This window comes from Polaromonas sp. P1_G1 (assembly GCF_056405595.1).
Genome location: NZ_JBFUBU010000002.1, coordinates 158,683 through 175,916 on the forward strand (window position 1 = coordinate 158,683; position 17,234 = coordinate 175,916).

The window sequence follows — 17,234 nt, forward strand, 5'->3', positions numbered from 1 at the left end:
CCGGCGATTTACATATTCCGCCGGTATTGCCCACCCACTTCGAACAGCGCGTTCGTGATCTGCCCCAGCGAGCAGACGCGCACGGCTTCCATCAGCACCTCGAAGACGTTGAGGTTTTCGATCACGGCCTGCTGCAGGCGTTTGAGCATGGCCGGTGATTCGGCCGCGTGGCGGCGGTGGAAGTCGTCCAGGCGCTTGAGCTGGCTTTGTTTTTCTTCTTCGGTGGAGCGGGCCAGTTCGAGCTTGTCCTGCACCGCGTCGCCGTGCGGGTTGCGGAAGGTGTTGACGCCGATGATGGGCAGCTCGCCGGTGTGCTTGAGCATCTCGTAGTGCATGGACTCGTCCTGGATGCGGCCGCGCTGGTAGCCGGTTTCCATGGCGCCCAGCACGCCGCCGCGCTCGGCGATGCGCTCGAACTCCAGCAGCACGGCTTCCTCGAGCAGTTCGGTGAGCTCCTCGATGATGAACGCGCCCTGTGAGGGGTTCTCATTCTTGGCCAGGCCCCATTCGCGGTTGATGATGAGCTGGATGGCCATGGCGCGGCGCACCGATTCTTCGGTGGGCGTGGTGATGGCTTCGTCAAACGCATTGGTGTGCAGCGAGTTGCAGTTGTCGTAGATGGCGATCAGCGCCTGCAGCGTGGTGCGTATGTCGTTGAACTGGATCTCCTGCGCGTGCAGGCTGCGGCCTGAAGTCTGGATGTGGTATTTCAGCTTCTGGCTGCGTTCGTTGGCGCCATATTTTTCTTTCATGGCCACGGCCCAGATGCGGCGCGCCACGCGGCCCATCACGGTGTATTCGGGGTCCATGCCGTTGCTGAAGAAAAAACTCAGGTTGGGCGCGAAGTCGTCGATGTGCATGCCGCGCGCCAGATACGCTTCGACAAAAGTGAAACCGTTGGACAGCGTGAAGGCCAGCTGGCTGATGGGGTTGGCGCCGGCTTCGGCGATGTGGTAACCGCTGATGGAGACACTGTAAAAATTGCGCACCCGGTTGTGCACAAAGTACTGGGCAATGTCGCCCATGACTTTCAGGCTGAACTCGGTCGAGAAGATGCAGGTGTTCTGGCCCTGGTCTTCCTTCAGGATGTCGGCCTGCACCGTGCCGCGCACGTTCTCCTGCACCCACTCGCGAATCTTGGCGGCCTCGGTCGCTGTCGGGTCGCGGCCGTTGTCTTGTTTGAATTTGGCGATGTTCTGGTCGATCGCCGTATTCATGAACATCGCGAGGATGGTCGGTGCCGGGCCATTGATGGTCATGGAAACCGAGGTCGACGGGTTGCACAGATCGAAGCCGTCGTACAGCACCTTCATGTCGTCCAGCGTGGCGATGGACACGCCCGAGTTGCCGACCTTGCCGTAGATGTCGGGCCGCAGCGCCGGGTCGTTGCCATAGAGCGTGACCGAGTCGAAGGCAGTGGACAGCCGCTTGGCGGCCATGCCSYYGCTKAGCAGCTTGAAGCGGGTGTTGGTGCGGAAGGSATCGCCYTCGCCKGCGAACATGCGSGTSGGGTCYTCGCCCTCGCGCTTGAAGGCGAAGGTGCCGGCGGTGTAGGGGTAGCTGCCGGGCACGTTGTCCAGCATCAGCCATTTGAGGATTTCGCCGTGGTCTTCGTACTGCGGCAAGGCCACTTTGCGTATCGTGGTGCCGGAGAGGGACTTGGTGGTCAGCGCGGTGCGGATTTCCTTGTCGCGGATTTTGACCACGTACTCGTCGCCGGCATAGGCGGCCTGCATGTCGGGCCACTGGGCGAGCAGGGCGCGGGCGTCGGCGTCCATGCGGGCCTTGCGGTGGCCGGCCAGGTCCAGCGCGGCTTCGGCGGCGGGTGCGCGGTCGGGCTTGTCGATCTTGAGCATGGCGGCTGCCGCCTTGAGCTGCTGSAYTTCGCGCGCCAGCTKGGCCTGCKCGCGSGCSCGYTTTTTGTAGCCKCGCACSGTGTCGCTGATCTCGGCCAGRTAGCGCGTGCGYGCGGCSGGCACCACSGGSGTCTGGTTGSTGCTGTGGCGCACATCGGCGGCGGGCAGCACGCCGCCCTCGAGCGCCAGGCCCAGCGCGGCCAGGCGCGGCTTGAGCGCCTGGTAGAGCGCGGTGACGCCGTCGTCGTTGAAGCGCGCGGCCATGGTGCCGAASACSGGCATTTKGTCGGCSGGCGTGCTCCAGGCTTCCTTGTTGCGCTGCACYTGCTTGGAGACRTCGCGCAGYGCRTCGAKCGMGCCCTTGCGGTCGAACTTGTTGATGGCGATGAACTCGGCGAAGTCCAGCATGTCAATTTTTTCGAGCTGGCTGGCCGCGCCGAACTCGGGCGTCATCACATACATGGGCACGTCGACATGCGGCACGATGGCGGCGTCGCCCTGGCCTATGCCCGAGGTCTCGACGACGATGAGGTCAAAGCCCGCGCATTTGCAGGCGGCAATCACGTCGGGCAGGGCCTGGCTGATTTCGGAGCCGAAGTCGCGTGTGGCCAGGCTGCGCATGAACACACGTTGGCCGCTGTCGGTGTTCTTCTGGCCGGCAACGGGAACTGTCCAAGGCGAAATAGCATTCATCCGGATGCGGTCGCCCAGCAGCGCGCCACCACTCTTGCGGCGAGATGGGTCGATGCTGATGATTGCCACGCGCAGCTTGTCGTTCTGGTCCAGGCGCAGGCGGCGTATCAGTTCGTCGGTGAGCGAAGACTTGCCCGCGCCGCCGGTGCCGGTGATGCCGAGCACGGGAATCTTGCGGGTAGCGGCCTGGGCGCGCACCTTGTCGACCAGCGCCGCATCGGCCTTGCCATTCTCGAGGGCCGTGATCAACTGGGCGAGGGCCCGCCAGTTCATCTCGCCGTGGCCTTCAATGGCCTTGACGTTTTTGGGCGCGAAGCCGGTCAGGTCCTTGTCGCAGCGCATGACCATCTCGCCGATCATCCCGGCCAGGCCCATCTTCTGGCCGTCTTCGGGGCTGTAGATGCGGGTGACGCCGTAGGCATGCAGCTCGCGGATTTCGGGCGGCACGATCACGCCGCCGCCGCCGCCGAACACCTGGATGTGCTCGCCGCCGCGGCTTTTGAGCAGGTCGACCATGTACTTGAAGTACTCGACGTGCCCGCCCTGGTAGGAGCTGATGGCGATGCCCTGCGCGTCTTCCTGCAGCGCGGCCGTCACGACCTCGTCGACGCTGCGGTTGTGGCCCAAGTGGATGACCTCGGCGCCCATGCTCTGCAGGATGCGCCGCATGATGTTGATGGCCGCGTCATGGCCGTCGAACAGGCTGGCGGCAGTGATGAAACGCACCTTGTGGGTGGGGCGGTAGCTGGCGAGCGCTTTGTATTCAGCGGACATGTCGGTCATGCGTGTCTCCGGCGGGCGGCTGGGCCCGCTGATCTGTGATCTGTTGAATTGACGTTTACGTAAACGTCAATCTTAGCCGGTAAGCGGGGGCCGATCAAGTGTGCGCCTTGGGGAGCGGCGGTGCCCAGTAAAAAGGGCGCCCTGGGGCGCCCTTTTGTGCAAGCCGGGGCTGTTTACCCGTACAGGTATTTCGGCAGCCAGAGCGTCAAGCCCGGCCAGACGTACATGAAGACCATGCACAGGATCACGATCAGCATGTAGGGCATCATGCCGGCGAAGATCTGGTTGATGGTCACGTGCGGCGGAGACACTCCCTTGAGGTAGAAGGCCGACATCGCGACCGGCGGCGACAGGAAAGCCGCCTGCAGGTTGACGAAAACCAGCACGCCCCAGAGGATGGGGTCGATCTGGAAGTGCTGCAGCAGCGGCAGGAAGATGGGCACGAAGATCACGATGATCTCGGTCCACTCGAGCGGCCAGCCCAGCACGAAGATGATGGCCTGCGACAGCAGCAGGAACTGCAGCGGCGAGAGGTTCATCGAGAGCACCCACTCCTCGACCACGCGCTGGCCGCCCAGCAGGGCGAACACCGCGGAGAACAAGGCCGAGCCGACGAACAGCCAGCAGACCATGGAGGTGGTCTTGCAGGTCAGGAACACCGCCTCTTTGATCTTCTGGAAGTCCAGCGTGCCGGCATGCCAGGCCATCAGGAAGGCGCCGGCCGCGCCGACGGCCGCGGATTCGGTGGCCGTGGTGATGCCGAACAGGATGACGCCCAGCACGACGATGGTCAGCACGGCCAGCGGCATGACCGAGCTCACCAGCATCCGCAGGATTTCGAACTGCTCGGCGTCGAAGCGCCGGTAGTACCAGAGCAGCAGCCCTGCCATCAGCACGCAGGCGATGGCAAAGCCGGTGTAGAACGATTCGGGCACGGGTGCGGTCTGCGGCCCCGAGCCCGAGGGTTCGCCGATCTCCTGTAGCGGTGCGTCGGCGGCGGCTGCTGCCGGCTTCGTATCTTCCGACCCTGGCGGGGCCTGCAATCCACCGCTTTCAGCCGGTTCCGTGGTTGCCGCGTCGCTGGGTGGTTCTTTCAGCCCTTCTTCCGCAGGCGGTTCCTTGAGACTCCCTTCCGCAGCAGGCGGCTCCTTCACGCCGGTATTCACCGGTTCCTGGACCCCGCCGGTTGCGGCAGGCGCCTGTAGACCCCCGCCCGCCGGCGCCGCGGCCTTGGCGGCGCGCGCCGCCGCCACCTGGGCGATGTTGTCGGCCTGCGAATGAATGACCACATACCACCAGGTGCCGCCCAGGGTCACCAGCGCGAACAGCACCGGCACCAGGGCTGTGCCCAGGCTGCGCAGCAGGAAGCCGCGGCTGACCTGGGCGCCCGCCTGCAGCGCCTTGCCCGGAGCCGCGACGGCCATCGCGAGCGCCGGCAGCGCCCTGCGCGAATAGACGGTGGTCACCTGCTGCAGCCACGGCGGCACGGGCGCGCGGTTCTGCTCCGGCGGCAGCTTGGGCGCGATCTTCGGGTTGAGCATGACCCAGGCGATGATGTAGATAAGGTAGAGCAGGGCCAGGAAGAAGCCGGGGAACATGGCCGCCGCGTAGAGCTTGACCACGGACTGGCCGGCGACGGCCGCATACACAATGATCATCACCGAGGGCGGGATCAGGATGCCCAGGGTGCCTCCGGCGGTGATGACCCCTGCGGCCAGCCGCGTGTCGTAGCCGGCGTTGAGCATGGGCCGCATGGCGATCACGCCCATCAACACCACCACCGCGCCCACCAGGCCGCTGGCGATGCCCCAGAAGGTGCAGATGATCAGCGTGGTGACGGCCAGCGAGCCGGGCACGCTGCGAAAGGCCAGTTGCACGCTGTGGAACATCTTGTCCACCAGCGCGCCGCGCTCCATCACGTAGCCCATCAGGACAAACAGCGGGATGGATAACAGGGTTTCGTTGGTCATCGCGCCGAAGGCCCGCTGGACCATCAGGTCGAAAATCCGGTTGTCCCAGAAATGGACGGCAGGGTCGTAGAAGGCGACGAAGCCGAACACCATGCCCAGGCCCATCAGCGTGAAGGCCGTCGGGAAGCCCATCATGATCACGATCACGATGAGGCCGAGCATCGTCATGCCGAGTACAGCGTTGCTCATTTGGAGACCTCCGCCCTGTGGGCTGCGGTGCCATGAATCTTCGGAACGGCCGGGCGATTCATGTTCAACCTTTCAAGCCGGCGGATTTTTCGATGGCCAGGCGCTTGGCTTCTTCATCGACGAACTCGCTGCCGGCCAGCTGCTGCGCGACCACATCGGATTCCTGGGCGTCCTTGAGCCGCGGTGTCCAGATACCGGTGCGTATGCACACGATGCAGCGCAGGATTTCGGATAGCCCCTGCATCAGCACGATGGCGCCGGCGACCGGGATCACGAATTTGAAGGGGTAGATCGGGATGGGGGTGGCGTTGAAGGTCTGTTCGCGCATGGCCAAAGATTCGTTGAAGTAAGTCCATCCGGCCCAGGTCAGCGCCAGGATGCCGGGCAGGAAGAAGACGATGTACAGCACCAGGTCCAGCCAGGCCTGGGTGCGGGGTTTCATGGAGCCGTAGAAGAAGTCGCCGCGCACATGGCCGTCATGCGCCAGCGTGTAGGCGCCTCCGAGCATGAACAGCGTGCCGTACAGCATGTTGTTGACGTCGAAGATCCAGGCGGTGGGCGCGTTGAGCGCGTAGCGCTTGAAAACTTCCGCGCAGACCACCAGCATCAGGACCACGATGAGCCAGGCGGCCGCCTTGCCGACCCAGGTGCTGATGTGGTCGGCCGTGTGCAGGATTTTTTGTGTATTCATTTTGAAGCGGTGTGCCCATCAAAAAGGCCAGCCATCCAGGGGTGGACGGCTGGCCGGCTCGGCCCCGGGGCTGGCGGGGTCAGGCCTTCTTCTTGCCGAAGGAATGGTTGTAGGCCATCTTGAAGTCGACCATGTAGTCGTTTTGCCAGGGGATGGTGCGCGCGGCGTAGGCCTTTTGCGAGTCGATCACCTTCTTGAACAAGGGGTTGGCCTTGGCCTTGTCCTCGATGATCTTGTCCCAGGCCTCGAGCTGCGCCTTGAGCACGGCGTCGGGCGTCTTGTAGAACTTGATGCCCTGCTTCTTCATCTCGGCGTAGTCGGTGGAATTGCGGTCTATGGCCTTCCAGCTCATGTCGGCGCTGGCGGCCTGCACGCCATAGTCGATGATCGCCTTGAGCTCGGCCGGCAAGGCGTTGTACTTGGCCTTGTTGAACAGGATCTCGAACTGCTCGCCGCTCTGGTGGAAGCTCTGCAGCATGCAGTTCTTCACCACGTCGGGAAAGCCCAGCACGCGGTCGGAACTGGCGTTGTTGAACTCGGCCGCGTCTATCAGGCCGCGGTCCAGCGCCGGCACGATCTCGCCGCCGGGCAGCGGGTTCACCGAGGTGCCCATGGCGGTGAAAATGTCGACCGACAGGCCGACGGTGCGGAACTTCAGGCCCTTCATGTCGGCCACCTTGGCGATCGGCTTCTTGAACCAGCCCAGCGGCTGTGTGGGCATGGGGCCGTACAGGTAGGACACCACGTCCATGTTGATGGCCTTGTAGATTTCTTCCAGCAGGGCTTTGCCGCCGCCGTAGTTGTGCCAGGACAGGACCATGTTGGGGTCCATGCCGAAGGCCGGGCCCGAACCCCAGAGGGCCAGGGCATTGTTCTTGCCGTAGTGGTAGGCCACCACGCCGTGGCCGCCGTCCAGCGTGCCCTTGTTGACGGCTTCCAGCAACTGGAAGGCCGGCACGACCGCGCCCGAAGGCAGCACCTCGATCTTCAGGCGGCCGCCGGCCATGTCGTTGACTTTCTTCGCGAAGTCATTGGCGTACTCATGGAAGATGTCCTTGGCCGGCCAGGTGCTCTGGAAGCGAAAGGATGTTGTCTGCGCCATGGCGACCATGGGGGCGGACAGGGCGCCCGCGGCAATCGCGGCGCCTTTCAGCAGGCCGCGCCTGCGGGGGCTTTTGCTCTCGGTCATGACTTGTCTCCTGTTGTTTGGGAAAGTAAGAACGCTAAGAACACTCATCATTCCGTCTTGCCCATCCCTTACAAAGAGGGTTTCCACCAACGCAGGCGGCGGATTGGCGTTTCGATTACCCCTGATCCGGGTGAAACTGTTTTGGCCTCACGGGCGGGAATCGCTAGCAGAGTGCCGACGCGCAGCCGTGGCTCTCTGCAATCCCTCAGGCCAGCGGACGCGGGCGAACCGGCTTTGCCGGGCGCCTTGCGTCGCCCCCTGCAAGGGGGGAAGGAACTACACGTAGCGCAGCGAAGTGAGGACGACGGGGGTGTGCGGCATCCTCCCTGCAAGGGGGGTAGGCACTACACGCAGCGAAGCGAAGTGAGAACGGCGGGGGTTATTCAACTCTTAGTCCTTTGAGCGCGGGGTCGCCGGGCGGAAAGCGCAGGCCCAGCTGCACCAGCGTGGCGCGCACCACGGTGGCGATCATCAGGTTGCGGTGGGTTTTGGAGTCGGCGGGCACCACTGTCCATGGCGCCCAGGGTGTGCTGGTGGCGCGCAGCAGGTCTTCGTAGGCCTGCTGGTACTGCTTCCACTGCTTGCGCGCTTCCAGGTCGTCCACATTGAATTTCCATTGCTTGGCCGGGTCCTCGAGCCGCGCCTGCAGGCGTTCGCGCTGCTCATCGCGGCTGATGTGCAGCATGAACTTGAGAACCACGGTGCCGGTCTGCGCGAGCAAGCGTTCGAAGTCATTGATGTGCCGGTAGCGCTCGGCTGTCTGCGCCGGCGTGATCCAGCCCTTGACGGGCGGCACCAGCACGTCCTCATAGTGGCTGCGGTTGAAGAGGGTGATCTCGCCGGCCGCGGGCACCTGCTGGTGGATGCGCCACAGGTAGTCGTGCGCGCGTTCCGCTTCGTTGGGCGCCCGCCAGCTCACAGTGTGCACGCCCAGCGGGCTGATGCGGCCGAACACGCCGCGCAGCGTGCCGTCCTTGCCGGCGGTGTCGGTGCCCTGAAGGATGACCAGCAACTTGAAGCGCTTGTCGGCATAAAACAGGTTCTGCAGTTCGTCGAGTTCGGCCGCCAGCGTGTCGACCAAGGTTTTGTCCTGCTGCTTGTCACCGCTGGAAAAAGGCTTGGCGGCCGGGTCCAGGCCGGCCAGCGCCCAGGCCTTCGCTTTTTTGCCGGACGGCGGCAGGCCGTCGGCACCGGTCTGCGGCGGCTGCCATCGGGCCAGCAGCCTGGCCAGGGCTTTCAGGTCCGCCTTGCCGGCCGAGGCGTCGGGAAAAAGGGGAATGTCTGTGCGGGTAGAGGGCATGGGGTCTCCTGTGTCCGGCTGAGTGGCTGGGACGGCTCGTCGCCGTCCGTTGTGATTGTGCATGGCGCTTGGCTTTTGCGGAGTGATGGCTCTGACGCCTGGCTTTTCTCCCTGCTGTTGCCGGGGGCGACGGCCCGGGAATAAACTTGGCTTGGCGGTTTCATCCGCCGCCGGCTCACTTCACCACTTCATCGCTTCACATTGACAGGACAGGCAACGCCATGACAAGCCCCACATCCGCGGACACTTCCTCCCCGCTTCAAGTCCGGCCGGCCGCCGGTTATGCCGGAGACATACCAGCACGCCTGGCGCTGCAGTGGATGCAGTCAGGCGAGGCGGTGCTGGTGGACGTGCGCACGGACGCTGAACGCGAATGGGTGGGTTATGTGCCGGGCGCCGTGCCCCTGGCATGGAAGCAGTGGCCGGGCATGGCGGTGAATGCGGGTTTTGATGAGGGGCTGAAAGCGGCCGTGCCTGCCGGCAAGAAAGCCGTGCTGCTGTGCCGCAGCGGCGTGCGTTCGGTGGCGGCGGCCAAACGCGCGGCGGAACTGGGGCTTGAGGCCTACAACATCCTGGAAGGCTTTGAAGGCGACGCCGACGAACAGGGGCAGCGCGGCCGCAAGGGCGGCTGGCGTTTTCAGGGCCTGCCGTGGAAGCAGGGCTGAAGCACCAGAAAAACCCCGCTAAACCGGGGGAAATTTGTACCTTTCGTAACTTCAACCTGTAAGGGGATGGCGTACGGGGCTCATAAAAATGAAGTGAATAGTTCACACCACGACATCTGAGATTTGTTGTATGGAGGTACCCCCTGTCAGTTCTGACAGGGGGTAACACGTATCAATTTGTTTGAGCGCTTTCAATGGGGTTCTTCTTTCCAACGGAGCTCCCCCATGCAAGTACTCGAACGCGAACTGTCACCCGCCGTCAAGGCGCCTAACAACCCCGCCCTCGGCTCCCGCCTGAGCGAACGCATCGCGCGCGATTTCAAACCGCGCTGGGACCAGCAATGGGGCGGGAAATTCATGCTCCACGGGCGGACACCCGACTCCAATGCCATACGCCTGGACGGCAACGATTACCTGAGCGTGACGGGGCATCCGCAGATCGTGCATGCCCAGGTCGAGGCCTTGCGCAAGGAACAGGAGTTTGTCGTCCAGTCCGGCGTCTTCCACCTGAACCAGCACCCGACGCACACGCTGGAGATGGCGCTGGCCGGCTGGGTCGGCAAGGACGACGGTTTTATTTGCCAGTCGGGCTACGCGGCCAACGTCGGCCTGCTACAGGCGATTGCCGACGCGCAGACGCCGGTCTACCTGGACACCCTGGCCCATGCCTCGCTCTGGGAAGGCGCCCACGCGGCGCGCGCGCCGGCTTTCGCCTTCCGCCACAACGACCCGGCCCACCTGGCGCGCATGATCGCCCGCAACGGCCCCGGCATCGTGGTGGTGGACTCGGTCTACAGCACCACCGGCGCCGTTTCCCCGCTGGCGGAGATCGTGGACGTGGCGGAGCAGAACGGCTGCATGATCCTGGTCGACGAGTCCCACTCGCTGGGCACGCACGGGCCGCAGGGCGCGGGCCTGTGCGCCGAACTGGGCCTGACCGACCGGGTGCACTTCATCACTGCCAGCCTGGCCAAGGCCTTCGCGGGCCGCGCCGGTTTTTTCACCGCGCCGGCGCATATGCGCTACTACATCCTGTGTTCGAGCTTCCCCAACATCTTCAGCTCCAGCCTGTTGCCGCACGAGATCGCCGGCCTGGCGGCCACGCTGGACGTGATCCGCAAGAGCGACGACGCGCGCGTGCGCCTGCATGCGAACACCCGCCGGCTGCGCGGCTCGCTGAGCGAGCTGGGCTACCCCATCCACCAGGGCACCCAGCAGATCATCGCGCTGGAAGTCGGGTCGGAAAGCGACACCATGGTGCTGCGCGACCGGCTGGAGGAACGCAACGTGTATTCGTCGATGTTCTGCGCGCCGGCGACCAGCGCCAAGCGCGCCATGATGCGCATGACGCTGAACGCCGGCTTGACGGCTTCTGAGCTGGACCACGTGGAAGCGGTGGCCCGCGAGATCGCGCCCATCGTGAAGCCCTGGGATTGGCCGATCGCGCGGCGCGCCCGGGCCGGGCAGGCCGAGGCATGACGCCATGGGCCGCGCAGGCCCGGCACGCCCCGCGCTAGGGCCTGTTAACGCTATTTATGCAAGATGCGTTGCGAGTCAAAAAGGCCTTGAGCAAGGCGCAAAACGCAGGCGGGGTGAACCCCGTCAAGGCTTTGCAACGCCGCGCAAGGCCTTTTTGATCGCAACCCGGAGGGAATGGGGTTAAAACGGCGCCACTCCGCGTTGCGCTCCTAGCGCAGACACCCGGTCTGGGCGTCGTCGCGCGCCTTGATTGGCGCCGTTTTAACCCCATTCGCATTTGCATAAATAGCGTTAACAGGCCCTAGTCCTGCAGCTGCCTTTCGCCGGAGGTGGCGATAAAACGCTCGTGGCTGGTCATGAAGCCCGGGCTGAAGGGCTCGCCGATGCTGAAAAGCGCGGCGTGGAGCACGGCGTCGCCGGAGGAGATCGCGAAAGCCTGCCGCGGCTGGGGCTTCTGGCCGGCGCCCAGTGCCAGCTGCAGCTCCAGGTCTATGAGTTTTTTGCCCACGGCCACATCGGCCACGGTGGCCGCATCCCAACCTTGCGACTCGGCGATTTCCGCGAGTTCGCGCAGCTTGCCCGCCGGCTCCAGCTGCAGCCAGCTGGCGCTGCCCTTGCGGTCCAGCGCCAGCACGCCGAAAGGCGCGCCTATGACCACATGTTCTATCCAGCCCTGGCGCAGCGCGAGGTTTTCAAGCTCCTGCGCGATCGTGGGCTCGCACAGCAGGGCGTGCTGCTCGCGCGACAGCGTGGAGCGCCAGGTCTGCTGGTGCCGCCCGTCGGGCTGGCGCAGCAGCGCCTGGATGGCGTCGGTCAGGCGCAACCGGATTTCGGGGGACTGCTTGGGAATGAACTGCTCGATCAGCCCGCGGTTGAAGGCCGACACGGCGAGCTGCTCGTCGGCGCGGCCGGTCAGCAGCACGCGCGCGCCGGACCAGCCCGTCAGTTCGCTGAGCACCCGCAGCCCGCTCATCGCCGGCATCGAATAGTCCACCACGCAGACCTGGGTGAGCGCAAAGCGCGCCGTGCCGTCTTCGCGCCAGTACTGCAGGATTTGCGGAATCAGGGCCGAGCCTTCGCGCCAGCGGTTGATGATCTCCTGCTGGCGCCAGGCGTCGGCTTCCCAGCGCGCCGGCTCCTTCAGCAGCAGCTCTATGCAGGCCACGGGCCGCAGGAACAGGCGCACATACCAGTCCAGCGGCATGACTTCAGCCAGCATTTCAAGATAGTCCGGGTCGTCGTCCAGAAAGACCACGCCTCCCGGCCGGCGGTAGAGTGCAAAGGACATGTTTGTCGTTTTATGGAAGGTTGTCAAAAGCAGTCATACAGTTGCAAAAAACAGGCCGTCAAGGCGCGATGGGCAGCTCGATGGTAAAAACGGCGCCCACGGCAAACTCGGATTTCACATGAATGTTGCCGCCTGCACTTTGTACCACTTGCTGGCAAAACGCCAAACCCAGGCCGTGGCCTGTGCCGCGGTTGCTGGAGAAAAAAGGCTTGAAAATCTGCGGCAGCAGGGCGGCGTCTATGCCCATGCCCTCGTCCGCGACGATAATGCGGCCGCGCCCCTGCGTCTGGCGCACCTCGATGCGCAGCGCGCCGCTCGGGTATTTGGAGTCGGCGGCCATCAGCGAGTGCAGGGCGTTCTTGATCAGGTTGTCCAGTACCTGGGAAAACTGGGTGGCCGACGCGCGGAAGCTGAAATCGTCATGAATGAAGACCTTGACGCACTCGCGCTGGCGGCTCGACTGGTAGGGGTAGCCCACCACCACTTCCTGCACCACCTGGCTGGCCAGGACCCTCTCGGTGTAGCGCGGCAGCTGCAGCAGCTTGGCGTTGGCGATCTGCGTGTCGATCTGGTGGTTCATGTTGCGCACCAGGGCGTGCAGGCGCAGCGCGAGTTTGTCCAGTTGCTGCCCGCGCGGGTTGTCGGGCTGGCGCTGCACCTCCAGCTGGATCGCGTCGCCCAGCAGGGCTGCCGTCGACAGCGGCGTGCGCAGTTCATGCGCCATGATGCCGATGGTGGTCAGCGTGCTGGAGAGCTGCTCCCGCCGCAGGTTGGCCGAGGACAGGTTGAGCACCAGGGCGATCGACCAGGCAAACGCGAACACCACCGCGTGCACGGCGCGCTGCTCCGGCGGCAGCAAGGGAACCGCGGGGCCGATGGCCATGAAGGCCCCGAAGGCCAGCAGGCCCCCCGTGATGGTGCCCAGCGTGGCCAGGCGCCAGTCGGTCACGTGGTAGTAGATCAGCACCATGGCCGCCATCGTGGCCAGCCACACCGTGCTGCCACTGTTGCACAGGTACATCCAGCTGAACAGCACCGGCAGCTCCACCCAGAACACCAGGCCGAAGACCCTTTGCGCCAGGCGGCTGCCCGGGTCGTGGTTGACGCGCCGCGTCATCAGGCTGTAGCCCAGCAGGCTTGCGCCCACGCGCAGGGGCAGGTTTTCGTAGGGCTGGGGCAGCCAGGCCGACCAGATCCAGGCGAACAGGGCATTACCCGAGAAAAAAGAAAGTCCCAGCCACCACAGACGCCGCGGCGATGGATGCAAAATGGGCTCCAGCGGGGCGAGTACCAGTTCTTCCCGCAGCCACTGGAGCAAGGGACGCTGTGCCAGCCACGCATGAAAGCGGGCGCTCCTCACTTTAGAAATCTCTCCAGCACAACAGGGAACCTGACTGATGATGCATTTGACATGTGACTGTATTGTCCCGGTTCTTTTTCCGTCAAGCTAATGCTGTTACCTGCCAACTTTGACAGCGTGAGCCTGGACGGCGTCATCAGCGACTGGCTGTGCGCCCTGCGCGAATTCTCCGTCGAGGCCCTCATGGTGCTCGGCCCCGACCCTTTTGCCGGCCAGGAGGACCGGCTGGTGCTGGCCATCCACCCGCCCCGCCTGCTCGAAGCGGCCGAAGCCCTGGCGGAGAGCCGCGACTTCGGCGCACCCTGGCGCGACTCCGACGCGCCCCTGGTGGCCTGGCAGGACATTTCCAAATCGGCCTTCGAAAACCTGGGCCGCTGGCGCCGGCTCTGGCTGGCCCACGGCTACCAGAGCGTGGTCCGCATTGCCTTCCCCGTCACCGTGGGGCGCGCCTTCGAGTGCTACCTCTTCAGCCCGCGCCAATGGCACGACCGCAGCGAAGCGGCCCTGCTGGCCTGGTCGGCGCTCAACATCTGGCCGCTGCTCAAGCGCGCGCTGGCCGAAGCGCGCAGCCCGTTGAGCCCACGCGAACTCGAATGCCTGAGCCTGGCCTTCCAGGGCATGACAGCGCGCGAAACCGGCGAACTACTGGCCTGCAGCGAACGCACCGTGAACTTCCATCTCTCCAATGCCATGACCAAGCTCAGGGTCGACAACAAGCTGGCCGCCATCCAGCGCGCCTGCTGGTTTGGCCTCATTTGAGCGCATGTTTCCCACAAAGCCCTACTGGAAACCCCTAGGCGGGCAGCCGGGGGCGGGCGCCAAACCTGTTCATAATCCGCCAAATGACCTTTCTAGCGCTTGACGTGGGTAACACCCGCCTGAAATGGGCCCAGTACGAGGCGCCCGCGGCGGGTGCCAGGCTGCTGGCACAGGGGGCGGTGTTCCTGGAGAACATCGACAAGCTCGCGGAAGAGGAGTGGAACGCGCTGCCCGTGCCCTCGCGCATCCTGGGCTGCATCGTCGCCGGCGACGCCATCAAGCGGCGCGTGGCCGAGCAGATGGAGCTCTGGGACGTGGCGCCGCGCTGGGTCGTCTCCAGCCCGCAGGAGGCGGGCGTGAGCAACGGCTACGACCATCCGGCCCGCCTGGGCGCCGACCGCTGGGTCGCCATGATAGGCGCGCGGCATCGCCTGTTGGCGCGCGGCGTGCAAAAGCCCTGCGTGGTCGTCATGGTCGGCACCGCGGTCACCGTCGAGGCCATAGACGCTTCCGGGAAATTTCTGGGCGGCATCATCCTTCCGGGCCACGGCATCATGCTGCGCGCGCTCGAGTCCGGCACCGCCGGCCTGCATGTGCCCACCGGCGAGGTGCGCGACTTCCCCACCAACACCAGCGACGCGTTGACCAGCGGCGGCACCTTCGCCATCGCCGGCGCGGTGCAGCGCATGGTGGAAAACATCACACGCCATTGCGGCGAAACGCCCGAATGCATCATGACCGGCGGCGCGGGCTGGAAGATGGCCCCCAGCATGTCGGTGAAATTCGAGCTGGTGGACAGCCTTATCTTCGACGGGCTTTTAGAGATCGCCTCCCGCCGCTTCGCTCCTTGAGGGCGCTCACTCTCCCCAGGGCAGCATCAGGGTCACGATGGAAAGTTTGGCGAATTCAGGCACAAACTCGTCAATGATGCGCTGAGGCTCCGGGCACAGCGTGCTGTCGGTGATCACGCCGAACTGTACGCCGCCGCCGTAGCTCAGGATGGACACGCCCAGGCCCACGTCGCCCGACTGCGGCACCCAGAACATGCTTTGCTCCAGCGTGGAACCGCAGAACTTGAGCTTTTCGCGCGGCCCCGGCACATTGGTCATGACCGCCGTGGTCTTCTTGGCGAAGAGGTTGAGCATCACGTCCTGCGCCGGTTTGATCAGCAGGCCCGCCACCGCCAGCAGGCTGAAGGCCAGCAGCGGCTGGTAGCTGCCCTTGAGCGCGGCCATGCGGCGGCGCACCTCGTAGACGCGTTCGATCGGGTTGTCCACGCCTATCGGCAGCACCAGCGGCACCAGGCCGAAGCGGTTGCCCAGCTTGTGCGCCTGGTCCAGCGGCCGCAGGTTCACCGGCACCATGGCGCGGATTTCCTGGCCCGCCACCTCGTCGCCGAAAGTCTTCAGGTACTCGCCCAGGGCGCCGGCCACGCAGCTGAGCAGCACGTCGTTGATCGAGCAGTTGAGCGCCTTGCCCACGGCCTTGACCTCGTCCAGCGGGATCGGCTGGCACCAGGCCACCTTCTTGGCGCCGCCGGGTTTGCCCTTGAGCCGGGTTTTGGAGTCGTCGGGCATCAGGGCCAGCGCGGCGCCGTCCTTGAGCACCTGCATCAGCACCTTGGCCATGTCGAAGGAGCCGCTCATGCCCTGCTCCATGCCTTTTTTCGGGTCGCCCAGCATGCCCAGCGAGCGCGCCGCGCCTTCACCCACTGCGCCCAGCGCCTTGACCGTGATGTCGGTGAAAGGCTTGAGCAGCGTGTCGGCGATCCAGTCTTCCGTGCCTGCGGCCGCCGCGGCCTTCTTGCGCCGTTCCGGCGGCGGCGCGCCGCCGTCGACCAGCGACATGGTCACCGAGATCAGCGCGATGCCGTCGGCGATGCAGTGGTGGATGCGCACGATCATGGCGCTGCCCTTGACGCCGTCGGGCCCGGTGTAGTCCTCGACCAAATGGATTTGCCACAGGGGGCGCTTCGGGTCCAGGCGCTGGGTGGCGAGTACCGCCACGCGGTCCTGCAGGGCCTGTTCCTGGTTGGCCGATTTGGGCAGTTTCTCGGCCACCACGTGCTTGGCCAGGTCGAAGTTGCGGTCCATCACCCAGGTGGCGCCGGCCGCGTCTTCCATCACGCGCTGCTTGAAGCGGTCGTACTTGAGCAGGCTGTTTTCGATGCGTTCGCAGACCGCCGCGTGCTTGACGCCCGGCGCCAGTTGCCACACGCCAACGATCATCATGAGGTTGGCGTCGTTGTCCATGCGCAGCCAGGCCGTGTCGACCTTGCTCATGCGCTCACCCGAAATGCCCAGGGTTCCCGAGACGGCCCGCTTGACGTTCTTCTGGACGTTTTTTGCCACTTTCCGGCCGGCGGCCTGGGCGGTAACGCGTGTAACCATGAGCACTCCCGATGCAAAACTTCTGAGAATCCGCCCCGGATGGGGTAAGTTCCCTATTTTGCAAGGAACGGCCTCGCTAAGATACCGGGCAGTTACCCCAAGCACCGTCATTGGTGACCCACTTCTAAAAAACGGAGATCCCTCATGTCAGACCTGAAAGCCGCCTTCGACAAAGCCATGGCCGATTCGAAAAACCTCAGCGAGCGTCCTGACAACGCCACCTTGCTGAAGATCTACGCGCTCTACAAGCAGGGCAGCGTTGGCGACAACGCGGAGAAAAAGCCCGGCTTTGGCGACATGGTGGCGCGTGCCAAGTGGGATGCGTGGAATAGTCTCAAGGGTACTTCGCAGGATGAGGCGATGCAGCAGTACATAGACTTGATTGCTGATTTGAGCTGACCTCCTCAGCGTTTGCGGGCGCTGCCTCCATCATGGGGTGGAGTGGCCGGTTCTTGCTCCAGCGGCGTGCTCTTTGCTGAGGGTTGCTGGCCGGGGTCGCCCGGCGGCGACTCACTTTTCTTTGCTTCGCCAAAGAAAAGTAAGCAAAAGAAAGGCGACCCGCAGTCTGGGTCCCTACGCTTCGCTACGGGCAACCTGCGGTGCTCGAGCCAAGCGGGGTCTC

General features: G+C 64.6%; 13 protein-coding genes. 5 read left to right on the forward strand and 8 right to left on the reverse strand.

What is annotated here, in order from left to right; all coding sequences use genetic code 11:
* Window positions 1-8 precede the first annotated feature (8 nt).
* From icmF to AC1D1Y_RS01670, 5 genes are all read right to left on the reverse strand, one after another.
* Window positions 9-3,332 (reverse strand): fused isobutyryl-CoA mutase/GTPase IcmF, encoded by a 3,324-nt coding sequence (gene icmF / locus AC1D1Y_RS01650; RefSeq protein ID WP_477680822.1) that lies wholly within the window; start codon window positions 3,330-3,332, stop codon window positions 9-11.
* A 173-nt stretch (window positions 3,333-3,505) separates the two neighbouring features.
* A complete protein-coding gene (locus tag AC1D1Y_RS01655) occupies window positions 3,506-5,491 on the reverse strand; it encodes a TRAP transporter large permease (RefSeq protein WP_477680823.1) in 1,986 nt (661 codons plus the stop codon).
* A 64-nt stretch (window positions 5,492-5,555) separates the two neighbouring features.
* Window positions 5,556-6,182 carry a TRAP transporter small permease subunit gene (locus AC1D1Y_RS01660; protein ID WP_477680824.1) on the reverse strand — a complete coding sequence of 209 codons (627 nt, stop codon included), beginning with the start codon at window positions 6,180-6,182 and terminating at the stop codon, window positions 5,556-5,558.
* A 79-nt stretch (window positions 6,183-6,261) separates the two neighbouring features.
* Entirely contained in the window at window positions 6,262-7,371 is a 1,110-nt protein-coding gene (locus tag AC1D1Y_RS01665) for a TRAP transporter substrate-binding protein (protein ID WP_477680825.1), read from the reverse strand.
* Between the two features lie 379 nt (window positions 7,372-7,750).
* Window positions 7,751-8,671: a PPK2 family polyphosphate kinase gene (locus AC1D1Y_RS01670; protein ID WP_477680826.1), complete on the reverse strand. Its 921-nt coding sequence runs from the start codon at window positions 8,669-8,671 to the stop codon at window positions 7,751-7,753.
* A gap of 221 nt (window positions 8,672-8,892) precedes the next feature.
* Between AC1D1Y_RS01670 and AC1D1Y_RS01675 the strand changes: the two genes are divergently transcribed.
* Both AC1D1Y_RS01675 and cqsA read left to right on the forward strand, forming a co-directional pair.
* Entirely contained in the window at window positions 8,893-9,336 is a 444-nt protein-coding gene (locus AC1D1Y_RS01675) for a rhodanese-like domain-containing protein (protein WP_477677921.1), read from the forward strand.
* A gap of 225 nt (window positions 9,337-9,561) precedes the next feature.
* The gene (cqsA, locus tag AC1D1Y_RS01680; RefSeq protein ID WP_477680827.1) at window positions 9,562-10,815 is read left to right on the forward strand and encodes an alpha-hydroxyketone-type quorum-sensing autoinducer synthase; all 1,254 of its coding nucleotides are present in this window, start codon (window positions 9,562-9,564) and stop codon (window positions 10,813-10,815) included.
* Between the two features lie 301 nt (window positions 10,816-11,116).
* Here cqsA and AC1D1Y_RS01685 read toward each other — a convergent pair whose 3' ends face one another.
* Complete coding sequence (locus tag AC1D1Y_RS01685) at window positions 11,117-12,103, reverse strand: response regulator (RefSeq protein ID WP_477653684.1); 987 nt, start codon at window positions 12,101-12,103, stop codon at window positions 11,117-11,119.
* A 58-nt stretch (window positions 12,104-12,161) separates the two neighbouring features.
* Window positions 12,162-13,421 carry a sensor histidine kinase gene (locus tag AC1D1Y_RS01690; RefSeq protein ID WP_477680828.1) on the reverse strand — a complete coding sequence of 420 codons (1,260 nt, stop codon included), beginning with the start codon at window positions 13,419-13,421 and terminating at the stop codon, window positions 12,162-12,164.
* Window positions 13,422-13,553: 132 nt separating this feature from the next.
* Here AC1D1Y_RS01690 and AC1D1Y_RS01695 point away from each other — a divergent pair, with 132 nt between their 5' ends.
* Entirely contained in the window at window positions 13,554-14,222 is a 669-nt protein-coding gene (locus tag AC1D1Y_RS01695) for a helix-turn-helix transcriptional regulator (protein ID WP_477653682.1), read from the forward strand.
* A gap of 83 nt (window positions 14,223-14,305) precedes the next feature.
* Window positions 14,306-15,073: a type III pantothenate kinase gene (locus tag AC1D1Y_RS01700; RefSeq protein ID WP_477680829.1), complete on the forward strand. Its 768-nt coding sequence runs from the start codon at window positions 14,306-14,308 to the stop codon at window positions 15,071-15,073.
* A 6-nt stretch (window positions 15,074-15,079) separates the two neighbouring features.
* Here AC1D1Y_RS01700 and AC1D1Y_RS01705 read toward each other — a convergent pair whose 3' ends face one another.
* A complete protein-coding gene (locus tag AC1D1Y_RS01705; RefSeq protein ID WP_477680830.1) occupies window positions 15,080-16,612 on the reverse strand; it encodes a wax ester/triacylglycerol synthase family O-acyltransferase in 1,533 nt (510 codons plus the stop codon).
* A gap of 144 nt (window positions 16,613-16,756) precedes the next feature.
* Between AC1D1Y_RS01705 and AC1D1Y_RS01710 the strand changes: the two genes are divergently transcribed.
* Window positions 16,757-17,011, forward strand: coding sequence for an acyl-CoA-binding protein (locus AC1D1Y_RS01710; RefSeq protein ID WP_477680831.1), 255 nt, complete (start codon window positions 16,757-16,759; stop codon window positions 17,009-17,011).
* Window positions 17,012-17,234 lie beyond the last annotated feature (223 nt).

What these genes read in the sequence shown, in the direction of transcription:
- AC1D1Y_RS01655 (WP_477680823.1), bottom strand. Translation starts at nt 5,491, where the DNA reads ATGAGCAACGCTGTACTCGGCATGACGATGCTCGGCCTCATCGTGATC.
- AC1D1Y_RS01660 (WP_477680824.1), bottom strand. Translation starts at nt 6,182, where the DNA reads ATGAATACACAAAAAATCCTGCACACGGCCGACCACATCAGCACCTGG.
- AC1D1Y_RS01665 (WP_477680825.1), bottom strand. Translation starts at nt 7,371, where the DNA reads ATGACCGAGAGCAAAAGCCCCCGCAGGCGCGGCCTGCTGAAAGGCGCC.
- AC1D1Y_RS01670 (WP_477680826.1), bottom strand. Translation starts at nt 8,671, where the DNA reads ATGCCCTCTACCCGCACAGACATTCCCCTTTTTCCCGACGCCTCGGCC.
- AC1D1Y_RS01675 (WP_477677921.1), top strand. Translation starts at nt 8,893, where the DNA reads ATGACAAGCCCCACATCCGCGGACACTTCCTCCCCGCTTCAAGTCCGG.
- cqsA (WP_477680827.1), top strand. Translation starts at nt 9,562, where the DNA reads ATGCAAGTACTCGAACGCGAACTGTCACCCGCCGTCAAGGCGCCTAAC.
- AC1D1Y_RS01685 (WP_477653684.1), bottom strand. Translation starts at nt 12,103, where the DNA reads ATGTCCTTTGCACTCTACCGCCGGCCGGGAGGCGTGGTCTTTCTGGAC.
- AC1D1Y_RS01695 (WP_477653682.1), top strand. Translation starts at nt 13,554, where the DNA reads ATGCTGTTACCTGCCAACTTTGACAGCGTGAGCCTGGACGGCGTCATC.
- AC1D1Y_RS01700 (WP_477680829.1), top strand. Translation starts at nt 14,306, where the DNA reads ATGACCTTTCTAGCGCTTGACGTGGGTAACACCCGCCTGAAATGGGCC.
- AC1D1Y_RS01705 (WP_477680830.1), bottom strand. Translation starts at nt 16,612, where the DNA reads ATGGTTACACGCGTTACCGCCCAGGCCGCCGGCCGGAAAGTGGCAAAA.
- AC1D1Y_RS01710 (WP_477680831.1), top strand. Translation starts at nt 16,757, where the DNA reads ATGTCAGACCTGAAAGCCGCCTTCGACAAAGCCATGGCCGATTCGAAA.